Annotated in this window: 27 protein-coding genes; 21 read left to right on the top strand and 6 right to left on the bottom strand. The window is 30.5% G+C overall.

Annotation, left to right across the window (positions count from 1 at the left end):
• Window positions 1-45 precede the first annotated feature (45 nt).
• From ACVEGE_RS09155 to ACVEGE_RS09070, 18 genes are all read left to right on the top strand, one after another.
• Window positions 46-1,845, top strand: a complete 1,800-nt coding sequence (locus ACVEGE_RS09155; protein ID WP_192502032.1) for an OmpA family protein — start codon at window positions 46-48, stop codon at window positions 1,843-1,845.
• Between the two features lie 4 nt (window positions 1,846-1,849).
• Window positions 1,850-2,674 (top strand): hypothetical protein, encoded by an 825-nt coding sequence (locus ACVEGE_RS09150; protein ID WP_192502030.1) that lies wholly within the window; start codon window positions 1,850-1,852, stop codon window positions 2,672-2,674.
• A gap of 10 nt (window positions 2,675-2,684) precedes the next feature.
• Window positions 2,685-3,401, top strand: coding sequence for a hypothetical protein (locus tag ACVEGE_RS09145; protein ID WP_192502029.1), 717 nt, complete (start codon window positions 2,685-2,687; stop codon window positions 3,399-3,401).
• Between the two features lie 87 nt (window positions 3,402-3,488).
• Window positions 3,489-4,109: a hypothetical protein gene (locus tag ACVEGE_RS09140; protein WP_192502028.1), complete on the top strand. Its 621-nt coding sequence runs from the start codon at window positions 3,489-3,491 to the stop codon at window positions 4,107-4,109.
• Window positions 4,110-4,268: 159 nt separating this feature from the next.
• Complete coding sequence (locus tag ACVEGE_RS09135) at window positions 4,269-4,760, top strand: hypothetical protein (protein WP_192502027.1); 492 nt, start codon at window positions 4,269-4,271, stop codon at window positions 4,758-4,760.
• Window positions 4,761-5,004: 244 nt separating this feature from the next.
• Window positions 5,005-5,961: a hypothetical protein gene (locus ACVEGE_RS09130; protein ID WP_225738204.1), complete on the top strand. Its 957-nt coding sequence runs from the start codon at window positions 5,005-5,007 to the stop codon at window positions 5,959-5,961.
• A 126-nt stretch (window positions 5,962-6,087) separates the two neighbouring features.
• Window positions 6,088-6,693 (top strand): hypothetical protein, encoded by a 606-nt coding sequence (locus tag ACVEGE_RS09125; RefSeq protein WP_192502025.1) that lies wholly within the window; start codon window positions 6,088-6,090, stop codon window positions 6,691-6,693.
• An 18-nt stretch (window positions 6,694-6,711) separates the two neighbouring features.
• Entirely contained in the window at window positions 6,712-6,903 is a 192-nt protein-coding gene (locus ACVEGE_RS09120; RefSeq protein ID WP_192502024.1) for a lipoprotein, read from the top strand.
• 15 nt (window positions 6,904-6,918) lie between these two features.
• Window positions 6,919-7,314 (top strand): hypothetical protein, encoded by a 396-nt coding sequence (locus ACVEGE_RS09115; RefSeq protein WP_192502023.1) that lies wholly within the window; start codon window positions 6,919-6,921, stop codon window positions 7,312-7,314.
• Between the two features lie 133 nt (window positions 7,315-7,447).
• A complete protein-coding gene (locus tag ACVEGE_RS09110; protein WP_192502022.1) occupies window positions 7,448-8,170 on the top strand; it encodes a hypothetical protein in 723 nt (240 codons plus the stop codon).
• Window positions 8,171-8,258: 88 nt separating this feature from the next.
• Window positions 8,259-8,942, top strand: a complete 684-nt coding sequence (locus ACVEGE_RS09105; protein WP_458008640.1) for a hypothetical protein — start codon at window positions 8,259-8,261, stop codon at window positions 8,940-8,942.
• A 7-nt stretch (window positions 8,943-8,949) separates the two neighbouring features.
• Entirely contained in the window at window positions 8,950-9,486 is a 537-nt protein-coding gene (locus tag ACVEGE_RS09100; RefSeq protein ID WP_458008639.1) for a hypothetical protein, read from the top strand.
• Between the two features lie 154 nt (window positions 9,487-9,640).
• Window positions 9,641-10,327, top strand: coding sequence for a hypothetical protein (locus ACVEGE_RS09095; protein ID WP_192500648.1), 687 nt, complete (start codon window positions 9,641-9,643; stop codon window positions 10,325-10,327).
• A gap of 17 nt (window positions 10,328-10,344) precedes the next feature.
• Window positions 10,345-11,298, top strand: coding sequence for a hypothetical protein (locus ACVEGE_RS09090; RefSeq protein ID WP_192500647.1), 954 nt, complete (start codon window positions 10,345-10,347; stop codon window positions 11,296-11,298).
• Window positions 11,299-11,646: 348 nt separating this feature from the next.
• Complete coding sequence (locus ACVEGE_RS09085; protein WP_173854805.1) at window positions 11,647-12,510, top strand: hypothetical protein; 864 nt, start codon at window positions 11,647-11,649, stop codon at window positions 12,508-12,510.
• A gap of 381 nt (window positions 12,511-12,891) precedes the next feature.
• A complete protein-coding gene (locus tag ACVEGE_RS09080) occupies window positions 12,892-13,830 on the top strand; it encodes a hypothetical protein (RefSeq protein WP_192500646.1) in 939 nt (312 codons plus the stop codon).
• Window positions 13,824-14,951, top strand: a complete 1,128-nt coding sequence (locus tag ACVEGE_RS09075; protein ID WP_192500645.1) for an outer membrane protein assembly factor BamB family protein — start codon at window positions 13,824-13,826, stop codon at window positions 14,949-14,951. Before ACVEGE_RS09080 ends, ACVEGE_RS09075 begins: the two co-directional genes overlap by 7 nt.
• Before the next feature lie 376 nt (window positions 14,952-15,327).
• Window positions 15,328-15,765, top strand: coding sequence for a hypothetical protein (locus ACVEGE_RS09070; RefSeq protein ID WP_192500644.1), 438 nt, complete (start codon window positions 15,328-15,330; stop codon window positions 15,763-15,765).
• A gap of 113 nt (window positions 15,766-15,878) precedes the next feature.
• Here the strand turns inward: ACVEGE_RS09070 and ACVEGE_RS09065 are convergent, their stop codons facing one another.
• The 4 genes from ACVEGE_RS09065 to ACVEGE_RS09050 form a co-directional block, all read right to left on the bottom strand.
• Entirely contained in the window at window positions 15,879-16,217 is a 339-nt protein-coding gene (locus tag ACVEGE_RS09065; protein ID WP_192500643.1) for a hypothetical protein, read from the bottom strand.
• A 909-nt stretch (window positions 16,218-17,126) separates the two neighbouring features.
• Window positions 17,127-19,538, bottom strand: a complete 2,412-nt coding sequence (locus tag ACVEGE_RS09060; protein ID WP_173850792.1) for a ribonucleoside-diphosphate reductase subunit alpha — start codon at window positions 19,536-19,538, stop codon at window positions 17,127-17,129.
• A 256-nt stretch (window positions 19,539-19,794) separates the two neighbouring features.
• Complete coding sequence (locus ACVEGE_RS09055) at window positions 19,795-20,772, bottom strand: ribonucleotide-diphosphate reductase subunit beta (protein ID WP_173850794.1); 978 nt, start codon at window positions 20,770-20,772, stop codon at window positions 19,795-19,797.
• Window positions 20,773-21,118: 346 nt separating this feature from the next.
• Complete coding sequence (locus ACVEGE_RS09050) at window positions 21,119-21,688, bottom strand: DUF3109 family protein (RefSeq protein WP_173850797.1); 570 nt, start codon at window positions 21,686-21,688, stop codon at window positions 21,119-21,121.
• Between the two features lie 258 nt (window positions 21,689-21,946).
• Here ACVEGE_RS09050 and ACVEGE_RS09045 point away from each other — a divergent pair, with 258 nt between their 5' ends.
• From ACVEGE_RS09045 to ACVEGE_RS09035, 3 genes are all read left to right on the top strand, one after another.
• Entirely contained in the window at window positions 21,947-22,522 is a 576-nt protein-coding gene (locus ACVEGE_RS09045) for a MarC family protein (RefSeq protein WP_173850799.1), read from the top strand.
• Window positions 22,523-22,649: 127 nt separating this feature from the next.
• Window positions 22,650-22,853, top strand: a complete 204-nt coding sequence (locus ACVEGE_RS09040) for a hypothetical protein (protein WP_173850800.1) — start codon at window positions 22,650-22,652, stop codon at window positions 22,851-22,853.
• A gap of 130 nt (window positions 22,854-22,983) precedes the next feature.
• Window positions 22,984-23,739 (top strand): lysophospholipid acyltransferase family protein, encoded by a 756-nt coding sequence (locus ACVEGE_RS09035; RefSeq protein WP_192500642.1) that lies wholly within the window; start codon window positions 22,984-22,986, stop codon window positions 23,737-23,739.
• Here ACVEGE_RS09035 and ACVEGE_RS09030 read toward each other — a convergent pair.
• Window positions 23,736-25,319 carry a S41 family peptidase gene (locus ACVEGE_RS09030; protein WP_192500641.1) on the bottom strand — a complete coding sequence of 528 codons (1,584 nt, stop codon included), beginning with the start codon at window positions 25,317-25,319 and terminating at the stop codon, window positions 23,736-23,738. The two genes, ACVEGE_RS09035 and ACVEGE_RS09030, sit on opposite strands and share 4 nt — an antisense overlap.
• A 1-nt stretch (window position 25,320) precedes the next feature.
• The gene (locus ACVEGE_RS09025; protein WP_173850807.1) at window positions 25,321-25,755 is read right to left on the bottom strand and encodes a deoxycytidylate deaminase; all 435 of its coding nucleotides are present in this window, start codon (window positions 25,753-25,755) and stop codon (window positions 25,321-25,323) included.
• Window position 25,756: the final 1 nt, after the last annotated feature.

Raw genomic sequence — 25,756 nt, 5'->3', positions numbered from 1 at the left:
AAATAATGACGTAAAAGCCAATTTTATTAAAATACTTAGGATTACATAATAAAAAAAGAAGATAAAAAAACCTCAACAATTAAAACGCTTGTTTTTAATAATGGCAAAAAATTAACCAATATACTTAATACTAAAGAGCCAATTAGCAAGACAATACTTTTTGACTTTGAAGCTTATGCTATAACTGCAGATGCTAGAGAGACTCTTAATAATACGATACAGTTTTTGGGAGAACATCAGTACACGACAATAAGAATTGATGGTCATGCCTGTGTAATAGGAAAGGAAGAATATAATCAAAAATTGTCGCAGCAACGCTCTGATGCCGTTAAAAAAGTTTTTACAGATGGTGGTTTAGATCCTAATAGGATAATAGCTATTGGTCGTGGAGAAGTGAATCCAACCGACGACAAAAGTGGAGCGGATAATATTAAATACAAAGACGAAAAAAATAATAGAGAAAATCGCCGTGTAGATATTAGTTTTGATAGTTATGGGCATGATGCCCAAACTATTATTTATGAAACTATTGCACCATGCCACGATATTAGATGGGACGATAAGAATATCACTATTGATGTTACAGAATATCAAAATAAAGGCTGCTTTAGAGACAAAGGGGTTCATAACAAGAATATTCGAATCAATAGCACAGAGTATAAAAAACCAATTGACCGTGTTACAGATAGTTTAGATTTCCCCATAGCATCAAACATAAGTCAGTTCAATTTGTATCCATTAAAATACATTTGGCCAAAAGTTTTTGCCAATGAGTATGCAATCAATGTGCATTCTTGTCGTTATTTTTCTAATGAATTGAATAATACTATTCTTATAAAGGTTTATCCAGATATTAAGTGGGAATTAGCACTTGAGTTTTTGGTAGGTCTTTCTAACTATAGAGCTGTAAATATGCCAAAAGGTAATATATATAAAGCCCATCAAGAAAAAGCAAGAGAAGCTGGGTATAAAAAATGGTTGATGAATAAGCAAGGGAAGGTCCCCATTGAAGTTGGCGTGAGTTTATCTGCTGAATGGGCTGACGGACGGCATAAGAGAAGTTACACTCAATTATTTGAAAAAAAGATAGAAAGTATTGCTAAAGTGATTGCGAAATCAACTGACCTTCTTCAGAATGCTATTAATTTTGCACAAAGTGCGGCAAAGGAAACATCGTTACCTGTAGCTTTTGATATCCGATACCCAAAACTCAAAGTATTAGGTAAATGGTATTTAGAAAAACCCGAAAACAACAATAATATAGATATTGTTGGAGAAGTTAGCCTTGGTTTTGATCCTTTAATTGGGGCTGAAGTTATAATCGATATTATAGGTTCAGCTATTACAGCAGTAGCTTATGGAGCAACTGCAAATCCTGCCGTAGCAAAAATGGCTGAAAATTTTAGAGGTAAATTAGAAAAATTAGGAGGTAAATTAACATTTACTGCCACCTTCTACGGTGAACTTAGTGTTATGATTGATGCATTAAAGATAAGTGCTCTTAATGGTACTGGCGAACAAGGAAAAGTAACCATTGGAGGAAAAATGGGCATTACAATCGCTTTTGTAATGAAATTGGAAATTGGAAAAACCAAAAATAAAGATGTTGTGCCAATAGATATAAATTTTAAAGCTGAAGCGACCGCAGAAGGATATTTTGGGGGTGAACTTACAATTGATAGTGATGAAAAAGGCTGGTTTATGGAACCAGTATTAAAATTTTCCGGAATTATGTTCACCGCTCAAATTGAAGGAGAAATAGGTTGGTGGAAAAGTAGTTTTAAGATAGAAGAAAGGTTAATTCCAGATGAAACTAAGAAACTAGATAAAAAATATTTAAACTAAAATTATGAATAAATTAGATAAACCATTATATACTATTGATCCTCATATATATTGCTCGGCAACTATACTTGTAAATGATGTTGCTGTCATAGAGCGTTATGGAGATCAGACAATAGGTAGGTCAGGCTCTATAGGAGGTATTGATATTAACAATGTTTTGTTGCAAAGTGGCAAATATACCATAGTAGGAAAAATGTTTCCTAGAAAAAATAATAAAACATTAATTGAGACAGACACACTATTTATTGATTTTTATTGTGCAGAGGCAAATATGGATAAATGGAAAGCCTCCATGTATAAATTTCATCCTAAAATCGAGTCTCCTTGGGGTGGACTAAGTAAAAATATCAATTATCCTTATTTTGAAATTTCAACAGAAATTGAAGTAGAGTTGCCTTTCGTTTTGGACGGATGGCAAAACTCTGTAGATTTATCTAAATTGGATAAAACTGTTTTAAAAGAAAAAGTACTTGAATATTATAGACAAATTCACGCTATTTTAAAAGAGCATAATGCAAGTAAATTTCTTGAACTTTCCAAAGAGAAACAAAAGCTACAGGAACAAGCATTTTATTTTAGTGAAGAAAGAAAACAAAGTTTTCAAAAAAGCTTGATTTCTTTATTCAATCAAAATCTTGATTTAGAACCCTTGAATGAAAACGAATTAAAATTAGAATTCATGGGTTACGGAAAATTGGTAAGATTAATGAAAATAGATGGATCATATCCATTACAATTTAAAAGCCCTAACCCACAAGAACAAAGTAATGTTGAACTAGAAATTAAACTCCATGTTCGTTCAACAGAAAAAGGTTTTAGTATTATTTAAAATAGACATTATGAAAAAAATAATTGTTTTACTTTCGTTTATCTTACTCTGTAGTTGCAATAAAACATTAGATTTATCGACATTAGAATTAGGCAGTAATGCAAAAAAACATGAACTAGAGAGTAATAAAAATTTAGAAAGCGAGATTTTAAAAGGGCATTATGAATGGAAAAATATTAATGAAAAAAGGACACTTATAACTGTGGATAAAGGTGAAGAAGTCACCAATTATCATGAAATAAACAAAGTAAAAAATCAATTTAATTATTCAGGAATACCAACAGACTCAACGTGGGATGTAAAAATTGTAGTTTATAAAGGAGAAATTACAGAAATTAATGCTCGATTTGCACAAGAAAATGCATTTATATTTATCGAAAAAATATTAAAAAAACTGGGGCATCCATCAAAAATTAGCTTTGATACTACAATTTTAGACAGTCAGATTGAAAAAGATATATATTTAAAATTAAAAAAATATTTTCCAAAAGACACAAAACGCAGTAAACTCCCTGAATATGTCGATTATCAACTGAAATATCCTAGAGATATGCTTTGGGATAAAGACAAAGTTTTGTACATCGTAAACATCATCTTAGATAATAGAGGGAATGTTAGCGTTAACTATAGACCAATGACAAAGAAAGCTTGTAAAGATAGAGTCCTTTATCCAGCTCCTTTAAATGAAGAAAAAGATAGAATACCTTTCTATGAATATTTAAAGTAATATAATATTTGTCAGCTGGAAAATAAAAAAATAATAAACTCATATTACGAACTATATCCTAACTTAAATTGTGCAGGAATAGTTTTAGTGAACGATGTACCTGTCTTTAGTTTTTTAGGAAAGGATTCTAAAGATGGGATTCTTGACGGTTCTGTACCTATTAATCACATTGTTTTACAAAGCGGTAAATACAAAGCGATAAATATAAAGTTGCTTCCAAGATTTGGACAAAAAACTTTAACAGAAAATGACGGAATGAATATTAATTTTAATTTATCCGACATTGATAATTGGAAAGAAACTAAACACAGTTTTCTTCCGGAATTGAGTAGCCCTGAAGCATATTTTGATAAAGATAATAAAATCACTAGTCCCATTAAAGGATTGCCATATTTCGAAATTGCTACAGAAATTGAAATAGAACTACCATTTGTATTAGATGGATGGCAGAATTCTATTAATTTATCAGAAATAAAGCAATCAGAAATTAAACAAAGAGTAATGGAATTTTATATTCAAATTCATGCTATTTTAAAAGAGCATAATGCAGCTAAGTTTCTAGAATTATCTAAAGAAAAAGAGGATTTACAAACAAAAGCTTTCTATTTTAATTCAATTACAAAACAAGAAATTAGAGATAGTATTATAAACTTATTTAAAAAAAATTTAGAAGTACTTCCTTTAAATGACGATGAGTTAAAATTATAATTTTACGGCTATGGTAAATTAGTTTCGTTAACAAGATTGGACGGAAGTGCTGCTCTTCAATTTAAAAGAAATACAAATGAAGGCGAAGAAATATTGAACTTGAAATTAAACTCCATTCGAGAACTTTAGAAAAGGGACTAAGCATCATATAGATTATTTATGAAAAGAAGAAAATTTATAATAAACACAGGTTTAGGGGCATTAAGTTTATACTTTGCTCCTACTCTCACAAGTTGCTCAAATAAGAACGCCTTAAACCTAAATACCATATTAGGAGAATCAAGTGCTTTATTATCTGCAGTAAAAATTATGAGCAAAGAAGGAAATGAAAATTTCGGCTATTATCAAATTGACAAAGATAATTTTATCCTTGAAAATTACAGCGGTAAAGAAGTATTTGTATTTTATAAAAACGCTAAAATTGTAGGCTACAGGATGCAAATAGAAGGGGATGATTTTTTTAAACAAAATATAGAGCAACTTTCAAAATCATTAGGGAAGTATAGAACAACATTCAAAAATGATTTTGGAGAAGAATTACAATGGAGTAACTCCAATAAAATCACTAAAATATCAGTTAGTAATTATAAGGATTTACCCAAACTAACCTTTTTTAGTGAATTTCTAGAAGAATATAAATCGATACTTTAAATTAGCAGGTAAAATTCATCAAATGATGCCTGAACTATTATTTATGGAACCATAGCTCCGAGCCATAACCAAGATATTGCAGCATTTCAAAACACCTCTTGTTTTAGAGATAAAGGGGGTTCATAACATATCAAATGATTTAAATCCCAAAAAGAAAGAAATAACTTGATATTATTTGATTAATAGTGTTAATTTTGGATTTACTTATGAGTTGCTTTACTTTAACTTTAGATTTATTATTTAAATGAGAGACCTGTTTTTAATACTAAGTCTAGTATGTTGTCTACATTCTTGTTCGCAAAAACAAGAACTTAGCAAAGAAGAAATGATCGCAGAATTTACAAAAAACACACCCAATCCATCCCTTTACAATACCCATCCTCAATACAGGCTAGAGCAATACAGCAGCAACTGCCGTTGGGAAATACTACTCAATGATATGCCTCTTTTATTAGGTGAAATGTCGCATACTAAAAATGGTAGTATAAGCAACAATTCCTTTTGGTTAAATTACAACATACTTCATTCCGGAAAGCAAATTATAACGATCAGAATATATCCTGTTGAAGGACAAAAAACATTGGGTGAGTTTGCTACTTTCAGGCTTATAGGGCTCGATTTTTATCCAGACAAAGCCAAAGACAAGACAAACTATCAAAGATTATTAAATTGGGAATTGCCAGATAAGGATATAAAAGATTTACCATTTCTAGTCATTAAAAAAGAGTTTGAGGCAGTAGTACCCTATAAAAATGTTGGGTGGGAAAAATCTAAAGATTTAACTGAAATTAAAGATTTAGAAAAAATGGTCATTGAAAAAATGAAAGATTTAGAAGAGATTAACAAAGATCAAAATGGCATAGCATATTTAAATCTGTCTAAAAATAGTCTTCAGGAAAAATATACATGTTCCTATTCAAATTCAAAAGAAATGGCAGAAGATTGTAATGACATTGTATCACATTTTAATGCTGACATGAATGACGTAGAATCAATAGAATGGGTACCCTATACCAATTATGAACTGGTGTTTTACGGAAATGGCAGAGTAGTGAGCTTGAGAAGAAGAGGGGATGTGTTCAATTTTTACGGACCTGCATTCAAAGGAAAATGGAAAGATGATAAATCTTATACTGAACAATGTTTGGATAATTTTTATCACATTCCCGAGGGTAGTGATGAACTGGAAATAATTAGATAGATGATTTACGATGATAATTATTGTCTTCTAGCAATTTTGTTGTTTAGTTTTATCGTGGCAATTCCGCAATTTAAGAGCCTGAGAGAAGAAAGTAATTTTCTGGCTAAACTAATTGCATTTTTATTTATGATTATTAGTCCTTTCATACTGTATCTTTTCACATTAGGAATGACATTTGGTATTTTTTCGATAGTGAAAAATTATTATAACGGAGATGTTTATAATGCAACTGTAGTTTCTTATCGCAGTTATACTAAACAAGAATCAGATTCCCGAATGAAAAGACGGTTTGATGTTACTTATAATGTTCCTGTATTTGAATTATTAGTTGATAATGAAAAAATTAGAGTAGAGTCATCAGCCCACGCTTCATCATCAGTTCCAATTATTGGGAGTGTTTCGAAAATTTCATACACAAAAGGAGGGTTAAGATCACAAGAACATAAATTTTCTGATTATTTTATTTTCTTTTTTGTATTTGTATTTTCCACATTTTTGTGCTTTACTTCATTAATGTATACTAGATATTCATTGGGATATCCATTAAAAAATAAAAAGGCAATATTTTTTATAATGCTAAAAACCCATTTTGTTTTACTGCAATTGTTTTTATTGTTTTGTTTGTATTTTATTTATATTAAGCTAATTACGGTTTCTATATGGACAGTGTTAAGCATTATTACATTTATTATAGGTAGTATTTATTTAGCAGTACGTAGGTGTAATAAATAGAATGATTAGAATTAAAAAATGAAAAAAATAACAATTATTACCGCGGTTTTAGTCTTTGTATTGACAGCGTGTCAATCACAATCAAAAATAGATTTATCTGATATTGCATTAGATAATGAGTTGAATGTAGAAAAATTAAATCTTGTACAACAAACGGATTTAGATCAAATTACAGGTTTACCATATTATTCAACTAATGAAGTTGAATAATATAAATATGATGATTTGAGTTTTATACTAGAGTATCCAAAAAAGAAAAAATATTTAAAAAGTTCAATTGGTTTTTTGATTTCTAATTCTATTTTAGAGGGAGTATTTCTTTCTACTTATAGCTTCAAAGAAAGTGAAGAGCTATTTAATATCCTAACTAAAAAATATGGAAAACCCAATGTTATTAATGTTGCAAATGCTGATTGGCCCTATTCTGGTTATTATTGGAAGGGAACTAAGGATGGTTTTGATATATTATTAGCACAAAGTATGGAGAAATTAAATATTGAGGGTGAAAATATCTCAGGATACACTACTGAAGTTTATTTTGTAAAACAAGATTTAAAAATTGGTAAAATGGAAACTAGAGAAACAGTTTTAGAAAATTTTATTAAGGCACATAAACAATAGTTAAAACCACTGTAGTTTAAGTATAGTGATATAATAGAGTGCGAAAGGTAATAATTACCTTGTATTAAGTTACTATTGATCAAAATTACCAATTAATTTAAAATGATTCTTTTTTAATACTGAGGAAAATAAAATGAAAAAAATAAATTTGGCATTAGTTTTTATTGCTTTAACAATGTTAAGTGCTTGCAACTCGCAAACAAAAAATAAATCAGACAACAATATTGTGTCACAAGAAAAAAATAGCAATGAATTGCCTTTTGATTTAGCAACTTTAACATTGACTGAAGATATCAGTACTATTTTATCATCAGTAAATCTTTCAAAAAAAGATACTATAAAAAATGATGAAGTAACGCTGCTCGGTAATGAAAAACTTGTATTTGATTCAGAAAAACTATTGGTTTTTGATAAAACTAAACTATCCAGTAATACTGATAAACAAAAAAATAATATACTATTTCATTACGGGAAAGTTGATCCAGAAATAGGAGCTATGAACAATGAAAAAGAAAATATTCTTGGAATGTATCAAATAAATCTTTATTCTGAAAATGGAATACAGAAGTTTCAACAAAACTTAAAATCAAAACTTGGAAAAGAATTTTTTGAGAAGGAAATAGCGGGAAACTTATCCGATATAAAAGATAATTCTTTGATTGAAACTTCAAATAAATTTAAAGAGACAATAATTATTTGGAAAAATCGTAATTTAATTTATTACTGCTACGTACATCAATTAAATGGGATAAATGATTCTCTGAACTTGTTTGTTTTTAATAAAAACAGTACCGAATGGATTGGTTTTATTGGCGGATTAGGATATCAAAATACTGAAAAATGTTTAGAAAAATAAAAAAATATTTATCTGAAAGTGCCGATACAACATACAAAAAACTCAGGATTCTTCTATTAAATATTAAAAAAGTCATATCTATCTTAAAATGAAAAAAATAATCTACATATTACTGATTGGAATTTTGCTACAAAGTTGCAGCTCCCAAGAAAAAGATTTAGCTAAAATAACTTTTACAGAGAAGTACGAGATTTTTTTTGGAGATATTCCTAACAAAGTAGATAAAGATTACTCTATGATAGATCCGCGATCATTTAATTCGTATAAATCTGAATCTGATAAAATACTGAATTTTGATGGAATAGATTTAAGTGGATATCGTGATAAAAAAGGAGAATTTGGAACAAATAATATTAGGTTTGAATTTTCTAAAGAGGACAACACACTCAATTATTATTATGTAACACTTTTTACAACCGATAAAGTGAGCAAATTGATAGAAACATTAAACAAGACGTTAGGAAAACCTGTTTATATTGATTATTTTGAAGATACAGATAGGCTACCAGATGCATTATTATGGGAAGATAAAACAAGTTTTTATTCTATAACTGGGGCAACCCAAAATCAAGTTGATTTTGAGGTTTTTAATAAAAAAAACAACATGATTAGGAATAAAATGATTTCAGGATCTTTTCAGTATTATGGTGACTACTTAGATTATTTAGATGAAGAAAATCTTATAAAAAATGATTTTTCATATAAAAACTATGTTGATGAGATGACTAAAGAAGGAAGTGATTATTATATAGACAACTATAGAAAACCATAAAATAATAATGAAAAAAATAATCTACATATTACTGCTTGGAATTTTGTTGCAAAGCTGTAATTCAGAAAAGATTGATTTAGCTTTAATTAAACTACCAATAAATAAAAGTATTTTAATCAAGGATGAAATAGAACTAAATAAGCATCCATTTATTTATGAGCCTAATCTTATTGCTTATGAATATACAGATTCTAAAATGTTAACTTATAATCATAATGATTTATCTAACTCAATAGACACCGATATTTCAGCAACCTATTGTGGAAAAAACTATCTTAATTTATTAGTTAATGAAAAGGCAAAAAAAATAGAAGGATATCAATTGCATACCTATACAACAGAAGAAAGTGAAAAATTATTTAATTCTCTTAAAAAAAAATTAGGTTTACCTAATTACGACGATAACGACAAAATTGATCGTCACATTGTTTGGGAAAATGAAGATGAAATCTATGTTTTTAATATTGGATATAATTCTATAATACAAAATAAAAAAACTGATGAAGCTAATTTAATTGTGTTAGTTAATCAATTAGAAATTTAATAATGTATGTAAATAGTACAACATTTTATGAATCTTATTTGAAAGAAAGAAAAAGACAAAATAAAAAATTATAACTATCTGATCTTTGCAAAAGAAGAAAACAATAATGGAAATGACTATTATTTAAAAGGAACTAAAGGATTAAGATAAACCAATGAAAATAATACCAATTTTAGTAGCATTAAGCACGATTTCATGCAATGGACAACAAGAAAAAAAAATCATAGAGTCTACAAAACATCAAATTGAAGCAAAAAAAAATAATTCTAAGAAACTCCTTGATCTCACAAATTTGAAATTTAAGACAAATATAAACGAAGTGCTAAGTCGAATTGGCTTGACATTAAATAATAATGCTTTAAATGAATATAATATTTCAGGAGATTATGAAGAATTTAAATTTACTCATTTTCAAATAGATCTATTTGAAAATAATATTGATTCCGAAAAAAATGAAACTTCCTTCTTTTATACCAAAAAAGATAAACTTGTTTGGTGTTATGAAATAAATATTTCAGATAATGATGATGCACTTAAAATAATTAAAAGTTTTGAAAATAAATATGGTGTAAAACCTGCATTTTCAAAAATCTCAGTATCCACAAAAGAACGTCCACTTTTTTTGGATGAAAATGGAGAATTTAAAAAAGATAAACTGGAGGAACGCATTTTAGTTTGGGAAGATTTAAAAGTAAAAGCTACTTTTTTCCTCATTTATAAGGTTAATTATGATAAGGAACCAGTAGAGGGTAGTTTACAAATAATCGCAATAGACAAAGACAATAAAAAATATAAAGATTGGGTTTCATATCGATTTTTGGATATGTATTATAAAAATTAGGACAAAATATTAAAATAATGAAAAACAAAATAACACTAAGCATCTTATTACTAAATATGATTTGCGTTTTTGCGCAGGAAAAGGAATTTATCGTAAAAGAGAATATAGAAGATGTCATTTCCAAAGTTTCAAGTTTTCAGAGTGCAATTACAAATGATGTAATGATTTCATCATCTAGTGAAAAAATCTTTGAAACAGAAATTACAGTTAAGGAGGAAGAATATAATTCTGATACAAGTGATAATTATCTCAAATCAAAATTGATTACGCCAGTATTAATTACATCAAATTGGAATCTTGTATTAGAAAAAATAAGTATTAATGAAACAAAAGTTTCAATTACTCTCGCTCAAGCTCTTTCGAAAAATAAAGTATTGAAAAAAGACCAGATTACATCAAATGGAAAAATAGAAAAGGATTTAAAAGAGTATATTAATGATGAAGCAAACAAAGTTGAAAAATCACCAACCGAAGACATTGTCAACGAGGAAGCAGAAGGGAAAGTGACTCAAATGGCAAATGCTATTCATATGTTTGAAAAAAGTAATTACGCTGTACAATATCCTAAAGATTGGACCATGCAATCTCCAGGGCCTTTTAATGAACCCTTTTGTTTATTTGGACCTAAAGAAGAAGAATATGTATATATCAATTTAATAAAAGAGGAAAATTCAAAACCTAAGTCAGGCGAACTACTTCAAGCCTATATGGAACGTAATTTGTATAACATTGTATCCAAAAGAGTTTTAATAACCAAAAAAGAACTAGTAAATGCTACTACTTACAAGATAGAATATGAAGAGGAAATTGATGAGGTTCTTAAATCAATTAGATATATCTACAAAGTAAAGGATGATATTTACCTGCTTACATACTGTTCAACGGCTACCTATTTTAATGCGTATTCTAAACAAGCAGAGGCAATCATGAAAACCTTGAAAATTGATGGTATCTTAAAGAATATAAAATAAATAGTGTATATGTCTAAAAAAACAGTGTGTTTTTTTATTAAGTCATTCCTCATATTGTTCGTAATACATTTATGTTACTTTTTATATGGTTACAATACGTTTGTGGGAATTAGTGAAATTAACGAGTACAGTGAATATTACAGATTTAAATTCTACGATGATGTTTCGATTTCGCACCTCATTATAAGTTTGTTATTTCTAGTATTATTTTTTTTTACTTTAATTAAAAATCATTTTAAAAAGCACCAATCAAGAAAGCATGTTTTCAAAATATGTCTTTTATTGTTATTTATATCTTTTTTTAATTTTTCTTATTTTATAAGCTATAATTATGGGCTTACTACAAAATTGAAAACAGAATTATCAGAAGATGACTTCAATAAAGACAAAGAAATATTAAATGTTCTAAATCCATTTTTATACGAAGATAGCGAGTATATCGAAGACGATGATTATGCTGATGATAGTAACACTGGATTGTTCAATGTAACAAACATTTTGTATCCAAAACCGTATCCCGTTATTAAAAAAAATGAAATTGTTTTAAATTATGATCAAAATTATATCTCCGAAACAACTTATTATAGTATTGATACACTTAAAGTTCTAACGGTAGATTTTAAAAACACAACAGGTAAAATAGCTTCAATCTTAAAGAAATTCAATTTTGATACAAGAGAACTTTATAATAGAATAATTGATAAGAAAATTATTGGAGATAGTATTGAAATTCTATATAGAGGTAGTACAGTACGTCCTGAATATGATGATCAAATTTGTATCTTTTTAAAGAATAAGTCTTTATTATTGCCAGTACACAATAAGCCAAACGAGGAACAGAGATTTGAAGCTGCAAAAAAACGCTATAATTTAATCTATAAATACCCAAAAGATTCTCTCATTTCAAATTTTAATAAGCTTGTAGTAGTACTTAAAAAATACAATATACATAATCAGGTAGATCCAGAAAATATCACTAAGGGTATTCTTTATTATAAAAAGAACAATCACGATCGAATTGAATTGTCAAATAACGATATAGACAGAGTAGCACTGATAGAAAAACTAAAAGTGCTTGAAAAATTGTCATATGAATTGAATTATCTTGATCAATCAATTATAAAGTTATTTTTCAGTATTGTTTTTTCTGTTAGCTTCATTCTTTCTATAAGTTGTTTGTTATTTAATGAAAGAAGAAAATTAAGTAACTAATATATTAACTAAGTTACATTTAAAAAAAAATTAATGGGATCTTGCTATAAAAACAAATTTGAAAATCAGAAGACACTTGTTTTGACCCCTGTAAAACAGGAGTAATATTTTAAATTTCGATTATTAGTTATGCGGTTAATTTTTTCATTAAATTTAGCTGCTTAAAAATACAATAAACCCTATAGAGCAACGTAAGCTATAACTTTACACAAATTGGGGTCAAAACATAGAAAATTTTCATATAAGTAAATCGAAAGTTTAAAAGTCGTAAAGTCAAAAGAATCAATTGCACGCATAATTACATAAAATCAAGTGATTAAGTTATTTTTTATAATTTTAAAAATACGACATTATACATAAGTTAGTACTTAAAACACAAAAATGAACAACAAAATACTAGTAAACAAAGTAGAAATTGAAAAAGACGTCATCCGTCAATTTATTATTCAAAATAGAAAAGTAGAAGCTGTAAAATACATTTGCGAAAAAGCGAATATAGGTTTGGCAAGTTCCAAAACTATTGTGGATCTTATTATAGATGGGAAGATTGATGCTTATGATGGGCAAGATTTAAATCCAGAAAAAGAAAATAGTACCCGAAAGAGTACAATAATAATAGAGCCTAAATCGCGTAATAAACTAAAAATTCGTTTGGCAATACTTGCTTTTGTAGTATTGGGTGCGTTTTTATTTCTTAAAAATGTGGTTGGCTTCGTGCATATTCCGTATCATTTGACTACCTTAAAACAAACCATTGGCTCTTTTTCTTTTAGTAATGACGATGATGAAGTTGTAGAAGACATAGTGCAAGATGTAGACAGCGATATGATAGTTGAAGTAGCTGAAACAAATCCTGTTCAAAGTCCTATTGATCTGAGAATATGGGAACACCAGATAAAAAAAGGCGATGAGGTGCCAGAAGGCGTACTAGAGGATAGAGAGAGTTATAAAAACCGAGATTTTTCGAAACTTATTAAGGCTTCTGACTTTCCTACCGATAAAGAAGCGCAACAGGCAATTGTGCAATTCTACAAGGCTGATGTAGTAAAATTACTGCAAGAATACCAGGCACATATAGAAATAGGTGTTGCTTATGATGCACCATTACGAGCTACTCAAGATGGCGATCCAGAAATAGCAAGAGTTACGGCAATGGTTTCGGCATTTAATGCAAAACGAGGAAATATGGGAAATATTCAAAGGCCATTGGATGTAATATATGATTTTGTAAAATACGAATCGGACCCATTTACTTGGTACCTTGCCGACTTTAGCCAAAGTATTCCCTACGATTTAAAATTAAATAAAGATCCATGGTAAAATATATATTTATTTTAGCAAGCATATGCTTACTTTCTTGTAAGAACAAGGAGCAAGAACCTATTAAAAAAACATTGTTTTTAACCACCAATGCCAACGATGTTTATGCATTTGACATTGACCAGAAAAAACTTAAATGGCATCATCCTGGTTTTAATTTAGAGGTAAATGACGAAGTAAATTATTTTACTTTAGATAACAACATAATGACCAAGATTTATCAAGATGGTATTATTAATAGGTTTGATAAAAATACTGGAAAAATACTGTGGCAAATACAAGACAAACCAGACGAATCCCAATCTTATTATGGTTATGATTTTGATGACGTGCGATTTTTACAGTTTTATCAGTATCCATTGGTTCACGAAGGCAATATTATTTTTGGTAATAGTCATGGTGAAATTAAGTCTATAAATATCGAAAGTAAAAAAACAAACTGGGTTTATATCCAACCTCAAATAATTTATTCTAGCCCAAAAATCATTAAAAACATATTGTATGTAAATGTCAATCATTCCTTAATCATGCTGGATTTAAAAACGGGTAAGAAAGTAGGCAATGTAAAATATGCAGATAATGAGCACGTGCTTAATGAAATTAAAGTAGAAGATGGTGTTATTTATACATTGAGCCAAAATAACTTACTATCGGCTAGAGCTATAAATTTCGAGGAAAAATTTCACTACAAAGCCGATGAAAATTTGCACCAAAGCAGCACCTTCAATATGGTATTTGACGAGGACAATGTTTATTTTGGTGGCAATATATTGTATGCCATTGATAAAAAAAATGGTGAATTAAGTTGGAAAACCACATTGAATGAAGATGAAAATGGAAGCGAGATTTTATCCGTTGCCATAGTCAATAATGGGGTAATTGTTTTAACAAAAAAGGAACTCTTAAAATTGGATGATGAAGGAGGAATTATTGCGAGAATAAAACCAAAAGCACAACCAATAGGACTATTATACCCATGCAATGGGTTACATTACTATTTGGCTATGGATGGTAATTTGTATCGGATTGATGAACAGTTAAAAAATGAAGAACTATTTTTTAAAGGAATAAATTTAGATCCAGAACACCGAGTGGACAACTCTTACATGATGGCTCAATAAAATATTTACGTATTAGTAATCAGAGCCTTTTAAATTTCATTTTTTTTACCCGATGCAAAACTTATGATATTTTTAAAATTAGATCCGAAGAAGGTCCTATTCATGAGAACTATCTAACAACTAATTTTGATAGTAAAAAATTAGCAAGCAACAATTTAAATACCAAAGAGCTTGAAACTCCAGTTACCACATATAGAGCTAGAATAGCTGCGCCTCGAACACTTAAACCAATAGTGTCAAGAACTGTAACGGTTAACAACACTACTGCCCTCCCAATGGTAAAATAACAAACATTAATATTACAGATTCAGAAAACCGTGCTATAACAGCTATTTTTAATAAGAAGGGGATTAAGGTTTGGATTGATTCAACAGGATTGAAAGGCAAAGAGGTTAACTTTAAATTATTAAAAAGAGACAATTACGCTGTGCAATATCCTAAAGATTGGACCATGCGATCTCCAGGGCCTTTTAATGAACCTTTTTGTTTATCGGGACCTTTAGAAGAAGAATATTCAAAACCTAATCCTGGCGAACAACTTCAAGATTATATGGAACGTAATTTGTATAACATTGTATCCAAAAGAGTTTTAATAACCAAAAAAGAACTAGTAAATGCTACCACTTACAAGATAGAATATGAAGAGGAAATTGATGAGGTTCTTAAATCAATTAGATATGTCTACAAAGTGAAAAATGATATTTACTTGCTTACCTACTGTTCAACGGCTACCTATTTTAATGCCTATCCAAAACAAGCAGAGGCAATCATGAAAACCTTAAAGATTGATGGTACCTTAAAGAATATAAAATAAACACTGGCGATCACATGCTGATAATTAAATAACTTGGGTTAGTCAGATAATTAACCTGAGTTATTTGAATTAACCATTTCAAGAATAAGTTAAATGCTTTACAACAACAGTCATTAATTAATAATATTGTCTTTATGGTACAGACTATTAAAGACGGTATTGTTATTTAATAATTCGTTGGAGTGGTTTTTTAGTGCTGTCCAATTTACTTTTATCAAATTGCTATTGATATTCCAGTAGTTCGATAATTTTACCAAAACCTGTTTTTGAAGTACATTCATAAGGATACTATCAGCAATAAAAAGCCTGTTGCATTCGATAAAAAAAGCCAGAACAAATAGCTCAATATTACTAGCTTGTTTAGAGTAGATGATTAAATCATTCATACAAGTAGAATATATTAAATGTATGCTTTTCTTGATTATTTGCTTTGTATATTGAATTACTTTCATAATTATGTTATTTGATATAACAAATATACTCTGCAGTAAGGTGTTGACTTTTACAGTATTTTTTAATAGTGTTATGAGATTGTTGGGAAGTATCCACTATATATGCGAGCAACGGCATAATATTATATATAAATATTAGCATAAGAAATTTGCTATAGGCAACTAACTTTTATGAACTTTGAATGTTGAAAACTTTGAAAAATTATTAACAGAATGTTGCATATTTACTACAATATTTATCTATCTTTGTAACTCGTTAAAACTAAAGAATAACCCAACCGAAGTTGGGCTTTTTAAAAGTTTTATAAAATATGCATAAAGAAGTACTTTATTAATTGAATCCCTGCCTCCAAGCTTAGTTTTCTAAATAAAGTTTCTTTCCACGAAGGTTTATGATTTTTAGCCATTTTTGTTTCGGTGTTAAAAGTTTATAAATCTTGTTTGCCCAGTAACCGAGGCGAGTTTTAATGTTAATGTTTTTCATAGAAGAATTTTTTTTTAAGGTTACAAATTAATAGAAGCCGCCGTCTCCAAACTAAACGACTTCTTAAGTTAAGAACTAATTTTTGGACTCTACGACCTTGATAGACAAACTATCTCAATTAATTTTACTATTTAGTAACTTGTTTGGCGACAACCAACAATACAATTAGTAAAATCATAAAAACAATAACCATAAATGCTTCTGTCATTGATTTGTTTTTTTTAGTTAAGAAAATTATTGAACACTCCCATGGCTAACACTACAAAAAGGCTGTGTAATCACCATTTTTACTTTAAATAAAGACACAACAAAGTATTGATATAAAACTCACTTACGAGTTTCATAATCATCTCTTACATGTTTATTTTTTTTATATTATTTATAAAAGGCCTCAATTAAGAGGCCTTTATCATTCTAAATATTAATTAAGCTCCACACATTTCACAATCCTCTGGACCTGCATTTTTAGCTAGTTCGATCATTGCTTTGTATTCGTCTGCTGTCATCTCTACTGCAGCTGCTACAGGCGCAGGAGCTGGTTTAGATTCTACAATAACAGGCTCTGCTTTTTTATCGTTGTTTAAGGTAAACTTGATCGCATCAACCGCAGCTTTTGTTCTCAAGTAGTACATTCCTGTTTTTAATCCTGATTGCCATGCATAGAAATGCATTGACGTTAGTTTAGAATAGTTTGCATTTTGCATGAACAAGTTCAACGATTGCGATTGATCTACAAAATACCCACGCTGACGTGACATATCAATAATGTCTTTCATAGACATTTCCCATACTGTTTTGTACAATTCTTTCAAGTCTTGCGGAATATCTAAATCTTGTACCGATCCGTTGTTACGCATCAATTCTTGTTTTAAAGTTTCGTTCCACAAACCACGGTCTACTAAATCATGTAGTAAATGCTTGTTTACCACGATGAACTCTCCAGACAATACACGACGGGTGTAAACATTAGAAGTATACGGCTCGAATGCTTCGTTGTTACCCAAAATTTGAGATGTTGATGCTGTTGGCATTGGCGCCACTAATAATGAGTTACGCACACCATGTTCCATTACCTCTTTACGCAAAGAAGCCCAGTCCCAACGGCCTGACAATTCCTCATCTTTCATTCCCCATAAATTGTACTGGAATTCTCCTTGAGAGATTGGTGAACCTTTGAATGTTGAGTAAGGCCCTTCTACTTTAGCCATTTCCATAGAAGCGGTAACAGCAGCAAAGTACAATGTTTCAAAAATTTCTTGATTCAGTTTCTTAGCTTCGTCAGATGTAAAAGGCAAACGCAACATAATGAAAGCATCTGCTAATCCTTGTACTCCAAGACCAATTGGTCTGTGGCGCATGTTAGAATTTTTAGCTTCTTCAACTGGATAGTAATTTCTATCGATAACTTTATTCAAGTTTTTCGTTACTCTTTTTGTTACATTATAGAATGCTTCGTGATCGAATTTACCGTTTTCAACAAACATAGGTAATGACAGCGAAGCCAAGTTACAAACCGCAACTTCATCAGGAGAAGTATACTCCATGATCTCTGTACATAAATTTGAAGAACGAATGGTTCCTAAATTCTTTTGGTTTGATTTACGGTTAGCTGCATCTTTATATAACATGTATGGTGTTCCAGTCTCGATTTGAGACTCTAGAATTTTCTCCCACAACTCATGTGCTTTAATTGTTTTTCTACCTTTACCCGCTTTTTCGTAATCAGTGTACATTTTTTCGAATTCCTCTCCATATACATCATACAATCCTGGACATTCGTTAGGGCACATTAAAGTCCAATTCCCGTCTTCTTGCACACGTTTCATGAATAAATCAGAAGTCCACATGGCAAAGAATAAATCTCTTGCACGCATTTCTTCTTTTCCTGTATTCTTTTTCAAGTCTAAGAAATCAAAGATATCCGCATGCCAAGTTTCGATATAAATAGCAAAACTACCTTTACGTTTTCCACCACCTTGATCTACGTAACGCGCTGTATCATTAAAAACACGCAACATAGGAACAATTCCGTTTGAAGTTCCATTTGTACCACGAATGTACGAACCTGTAGCACGAACATTGTGAATAGAAAGTCCTACTCCACCTGCTGATTGCGAAATTTTTGCCGTTTGTTTCAACGTATCGTAAATTCCATCAATACTATCATCCTGCATTGCCAAAAGAAAGCAAGAAGACATTTGAGGTTTTGGTGTACCAGAATTAAATAATGTAGGTGTTGCATGCGTAAAGAATTTTTTAGACATTAAGTCGTAAGTTTCTAAAACCGACTCCAAATCATCTAGGTGAATACCTACTGAAACACGCATTAACATATGTTGAGGTCTTTCAACAATTTTCCCGTTTATCTTAAGCAAGTAAGAACGTTCTAATGTTTTAAAACCGAAATAATCGTAGTTAAAATCTCTATTGTAAATAATATGTGAGTCTAAAAACTCAGCATTTTCTTGAATTACTTTGTAAACATCATCAGCAATTAATGGCGCATATTGCCCATTTCTTGGGTTTACATATTCAAACATTTCGGTCATTGTTTCCGAAAATGATTTGGTTGTATTGGAATGCAAATTCGAAATTGCAATTCTCGCTGCTAATTGTGCATAATCAGGATGCGCAATCGTCATCGAAGCAGCAGTCTCGGCTGCTAAATTATCTAATTCAGACGTAGAAACCCCATCATAAAGTCCTTCAATTACACGCATTGCCACTTTCACAGCATCTACTAAATCATTCAAACCATAACATAGTTTTTTAATTCTATCTGTGATTTTGTCAAACATTACAGGCTCTTTACGACCATCTCTTTTTACTACGTACATACTCTTTTGTTTTTTTTTAAAACAGAAAATCCCTTTCCTATTTTTTTGTTATTTGTATTATTTTTTAGAACAGTGCACCACATGGCGCTGCTCAACCCTGTTCTTATAACAACTCTAATTTCCTTACAAAAAAAGCATAAAAATAGCTGTTGCTAAAAGAAGCAAGCAAATTGACTAACGGTTATTTTTGAAAAATTTACTTTCAAAAACACCCATTAAATGTGGTATTTATTAATTTTCTAACTCAGTTACCGATTTAAAAATCAGCGTCAAATGAAATCTTTTGCGCGTCACCATCGGTATTCATTACACCAGATTTTTGGTATTCGGCTACTTTTTTCTCAAAGAAATTTGTTTTTCCTTGAAGCGAAATCATATCCATAAAGTCAAATGGATTTGTGGTATTGTATTCTCTTTCACAACCTAGTTCTACTAATAATCTATCAGCAACAAATTCTAGGTATTGTGTCATTAAAACCGCATTCATTCCTATTAAACTCACAGGAAGTGATTCAGTAATAAACTCTCTTTCGATGTTTAAAGCATCCACAATTATACTTCTAATTCTTTCTTTTGGTACTTTATTTATTAGGTGGTGGTTGTGTAAGTGTACTGCAAAGTCACAGTGAACACCTTCATCACGAGAAATTAACTCGTTAGAAAAAGTCAAACCTGGCATTAACCCTCTTTTTTTCAACCAATAGATCGAACAAAATGCACCTGAGAAGAAAATCCCTTCTACCGCTGCAAAAGCAATTAACCTTTCGGCAAAAGAATCAGATTCTATCCATTGTAAAGCCCAATCCGCTTTTTTCTTGATCGCAGGAAAAACTTCTAAAGCATTAAACAAATCATCTTTTTCAGCCTCATCCTTCACATAGGTATCTATTAATAAAGAGTACGTCTCACTATGAATATTTTCCATCATGATTTGGAAACCATAAAAGAATTTTGCCTCAGCATATTGCACTTCATTTACAAAGTTCTCTGCCAAGTTTTCATTTACGATCCCGTCAGAAGCTGCAAAAAAAGCTAGAATGTGTTTTATAAAATACCTTTCATCATCATTCAGTTTATTATTCCAATCATTCAAATCTTGCGATAAATCAATTTCTTCTGCAGTCCAAAAACTTGCCTCCATTGATTTATAAAACTCCCATATATCATGGTGCTTGATTGGAAAAATAACAAAACGGTTTTTATTCTCTTGTAAAATTGGTTCAATTTGCGACATTGCTGTGTTTATTTTTTTGAGATTTCAACAAATATTTTGATGATTGGGGGCTTTACAAAGGTTGTCATTTGTAAGCAAAAAAGAAAGCCAAACTTATCCACAATCGGCTTGAGTTTTTAACAAATAGAAAATTTATACGAAAATACTTTTAAATTACAATTGACTGATTTTCAGTTATTTAAAAATACCAAAAACGTGTTAAATACCGTAAAATATAGGATTTTAGAATTCTGACAAATATAAAATAAGTCGCTTTTTAAAAATAAAAATTTAAAAGGCGATACTATTTATAGTTTCAAATAAATAAATTCTAACAAAAATCGTTTTCTAATCTATTTGCTATAATTTAAGAGCGCTTCATATCCTGCGCTACTTTATCCAGTTCAGCATACCAGTCTGGGCCAAATTTCCTAATCAAAGCCTCCTTGACAAACTTATAGACCGGAACTTCTAATTCTTGACCTAAAGAACAAGCTGCATCACATATGTCCCATTTATCATAATTAACTGCAGCAAATTCAGTGAAGTCTTTTACTCTAATAGGATACAAATGGCAAGACACAGGCTTTTTCCAGTCAATAATTCCTTGATTGTACGCTTGCTCAATACCACATAATGCAGTCTTACCGTCAAAAATAACGTATGAACAATCTTTATTATCAATTAGCGGTGTTTCAAGATCGCCATCAGTTCCATTGACCCAAGTCCCTTGTGCCTCTATCGCAGCAATTCCTTCTTTTCTCAAAAAAGGTTTTACTTTAGGATAAATTTCCTCAAGGATTTTTGTTTCTTCAAGACTCAAAGGCGCTCCAGCATCTCCATCTACGCAACAAGCACCTTTACAGGCAGACAAATTGCAAACAAAATCTTTTTCTAATATATCTTCTGAGACGATGGTTTTTCCTAATTGAAACATGGTAGTGTACTTGTGATTATAAAGTGCAAAGATAGACAAACTAAGATAAAAGGAATTGTTAAAAAGGGCTTTTTAAATGAATTAAATCTTAAAAACAAACTCTTAGAATTTGTAAAAAGAGCGTGAAATCATAAAACTAAAACAGGAAATTCAAAAAATTTAAAGGCAAAAAGCGAATCCAATTGTTATTTTGTATTTGAACCTCATTTTATTCAATTTTTCACTAAAATGTTTACCTTAGCAAACTAAAAAAATCTTATGTTTATTGACCTTAGAGAAATAGTTACAGTAGGTATGGTGCTATTTGCAGTTATCGATATTATTGGTTCTATTCCAATTATTATTGACTTACGTACAAAATTTGGACACTTAGAATCTGGTAAAGCGTCTATTACGTCAGCATTGATAATGATTGTCTTTTTATTTGTAGGAGAAGAAATTCTAAATTTAATCGGAATTGACGTTCACTCATTTGCAGTAGCAGGTGCATTTGTATTGTTTTTTCTAGCGTTAGAAATGATTTTAGGAATACGGATCTACAAAGACGAAGAAGCAAGTTCTGCTTCGATTGTCCCATTAGCGTTTCCTTTGATTGCTGGAGCAGGAACAATGACTACCTTATTATCCTTAAAATCACAATTTCACACCATAAATATTATCATTGCTATTATCCTTAATATTATTGTTGTTTACATAGTTCTCAAATCTTCTTCTAAGATAGAACGTATGTTAGGCGAGAATGGATTAGGTGTGATTAGAAAGACTTTTGGCGTAGTCTTATTAGCGATTGCTGTTAAATTATTTGCAGCTAATGTTAAAGGTTTGTTTGTCTAACATTTTTTTTTATAAATTTACTCCCTAATGTCCAATGTGCTTATAGTTTGATATTTAAAAACAGTTGTATAACAATCGTTTAAAATTAAAAACCACCACATTGAAGTAGAATAAAAAATACCATATTATGAAAATTTTTACTAACATTTTAGTGTTCCTAGCATTGGCACTTATCGTATTCAACATTACTTTACTAGATTTTAAAAATCCTTTTCAAGGAGACAGTATTGTTGCATTTATTGGTATTGCAGCCTCATTTTGCGCAGTACTAATATTATTAATCTTCAGAATGTCTAAAGCAATTGAAGAAAAGACGAACGAGAAATTATAAGAAATCTTCTTATTAGCTATTTATTAAATGGCATTTTAATTTAAATGCCTAAATAAAAATGTTAATCCCCACATATAAAAATATAGTAACTAAAATAGCAGTATATTGGCTCCCAATATAAAACCAACACATGCTATCACTACTATTAAGCACAATACGATTAATTGTATTTGTGATTTTTATTTCTATTTTATCACTATCCTTTTACATTGCGAGTTTGTTTTGGAATGAAAAAACCACAAACCGAAATGCACTTATAATGCGTGACTTTATAATTAAAACCATCAATAAAATTTTAGGAATCCATGCTATTGTTTATGGAGATATTCCTACTACACAAGGATTAATTGTTGCTAATCACCGCTCTTATTTTGACCCCATACTTATTGTTAGTCATCTTAACGCTTTTCCTGTAGGAAAAAAAGAAGTTGCTTCCTGGCCTTTAATAGGGTATTTATGCAAAATATCAGGAGTGATATTTGTAGAAAGAGAATGTCAAGATAGTAGGCAAAAAACTTGTGACACTATTAAGAAAGTAATAAACGACGGTTACTCTGTGATTAATTTTCCTGAAGGAACTACAGACATCCTGCCTACTACTGTAAAATTTAATTATGGCTCTTTTAGAACTGCTACTCAAATTAATGCGGCAATTATTCCTGTTGCAATTGATTACAAAGTAAAGTCGGATGCTTTTGTGGGTAATGATAGTTTTATCCCCCATTTCATGAAATGCTTTGGAAAACCTACTACTGAGATAAAAATCACTTATTTCCCACCAATCCTATCTGATGATGCCGATTATTTATTAAAAACTTCGCAAGAAATAATTGATACTGAACTTATTCGGTTTAGAAAAGACTGGGATAACGAGAACAGTAATTAGCGTTTACTATTTTTAAGTAATGCTTTTATCATGGCGTCTTCTTTTAACACCACATCATAATAGTAATTTTCACCATAGAGCTGTCTTGCAAATTCTGCTGTAAGATAGCGCTTAACAATGTCTTTATTTTTTACCAATTTCAAGTCTAAACCATTCTTAATTAAGAACTTTTGAAAAACAGTAAAATACTTGTCAGTTTCATTCATCTTAACCACAAATTGATTAAAAGGAACTCCCGAAAATACCTTACGGTCATTATCTAATTGTTCAAAAACAAAGTTCCCTACAATTCCAGACTGCATTAAATAGACTGTATTTTCATTTCCGTGCTCTACTTCTAGACCCACAAATAAATCCGGAACGATACCACCACCGCCATACACTATTTTTCCTTTTGGAGTTTTAAATTTCAAGCTATCAGCAACTTTGATGCTGTCTTTCTCATACAATTCCCCATTTATGAATCGGGATTCTGACTCTTTAAAATAAGAAGCCTCATCACCTTTTGCATACGGTTTTTGTATCGAACGACCTGTAGGTGTATAATATCTAGCCACGGTTAAACGCACGGCTGAACCATCATTGAAATCCATTTCGCGTTGCACTAATCCTTTCCCAAAAGAACGGCGTCCTACAATCAACCCACGGTCATTATCTTGAATTGCACCCGCTAGAATTTCACTTGCCGAAGCACTATTTTCATTAATCAAGATACTCACGTTGCCTTGTTCAAAATCACCTTTGCTGGTAGCGTACGTTTTTTGAATTTTACCTTTTTTATTTTTTGTAAAAACGATTAATTGTTTGTCTTTAAGCAATTCATCTGCAATAGCAATTGCTTCATCCATATACCCACCACCGTTATCACGAAGATCAATCACTAATGTTTTAACACCTGATTTCTTAAGTCTAACTAATGCGGTTTTAAATTCTTGAAAAGTAGTCTCAGCAAAGCGGTTAATTTTGATATATCCCATTTCAGGATTAATCATGACGGCAGCATCCACACTTTTAAGTGGTATCACATCACGTTTAATCTTCACTTTCATTTGTTTGCGTTCTGACTTTCTATATATAGTAAGTTCAACTTCAGAACCTTCAGCACCTTTTAATGAAGAAAACAAACTATCACTAGGAAGCTTTCGACCAAAGAGCTTTGTTTTATCAGCATACAAAATGCGGTCACCTGCTTTTATTCCAGCTTTTGCCGAAGGGCCATTTTCAACAGGCTTTATTATAGCCAGTGAATCATTAAACATATAAAAATTAACTCCAATACCTATAAAATCACCTTTCATAGTCTCGGCTACCTGCACTTGTTCACTTGGTGGCACGTAAACGGAATGAGGATCTAACTGCCCCATAATATTATTTACGGTGAGGTTTACAATTGAGTCTGTATTAACATCATCTACATATTCATTATCTATAAAATCAATGAGTTTGTTCAGTTTATTTTTAGAATTGTTTTTTACTAAAAACTGATCTTCGGCTGCTGTATTTAAAAAACCGCCAATAACAATCCCCAGCGCTAAAGTAGCACTTAAAATTACAGGAAAATAAATAGTATTCGTTTTCATTTTATTCTTCTAATACAGGGATATGCTCTACTTCAACTCCCGCTTTTATTAAAAACTGAATTCCTGAATCATCGCGATATCCATTGTGGTATACCACTCTTTTTATGCCTGATTGATGTATTAATTTACTACATTCTTTACAAGGAGACAACGTAATATATAAGGTAGCTCCCTCGCAAGACTGCGTAGATCTCGCTACTTTTAATATCGCATTTGCTTCAGCATGTAAAACATCCCAGCGTGTTAATCCGGCATCGTCTTCGCAACAATTATCAAATCCTGATGGTGTACCATTGTACCCATCCGATATTATCATGCGGTCACGAACAATAATTGCCCCCACTTGTTTGCGTTTGCAATAAGACAACAAACCCCACTCCGTTGCAATCCTGAGATAAGCTTTATCGTATTTATTTAGTTTTTTTGTCTCTTCCATT

Source organism: Flavobacterium sp. PL002, assembly GCF_054165825.1.
Note: the sequence above shows the minus strand (reverse complement) of the source record. Positions and strands in the feature narration are given on the sequence as shown.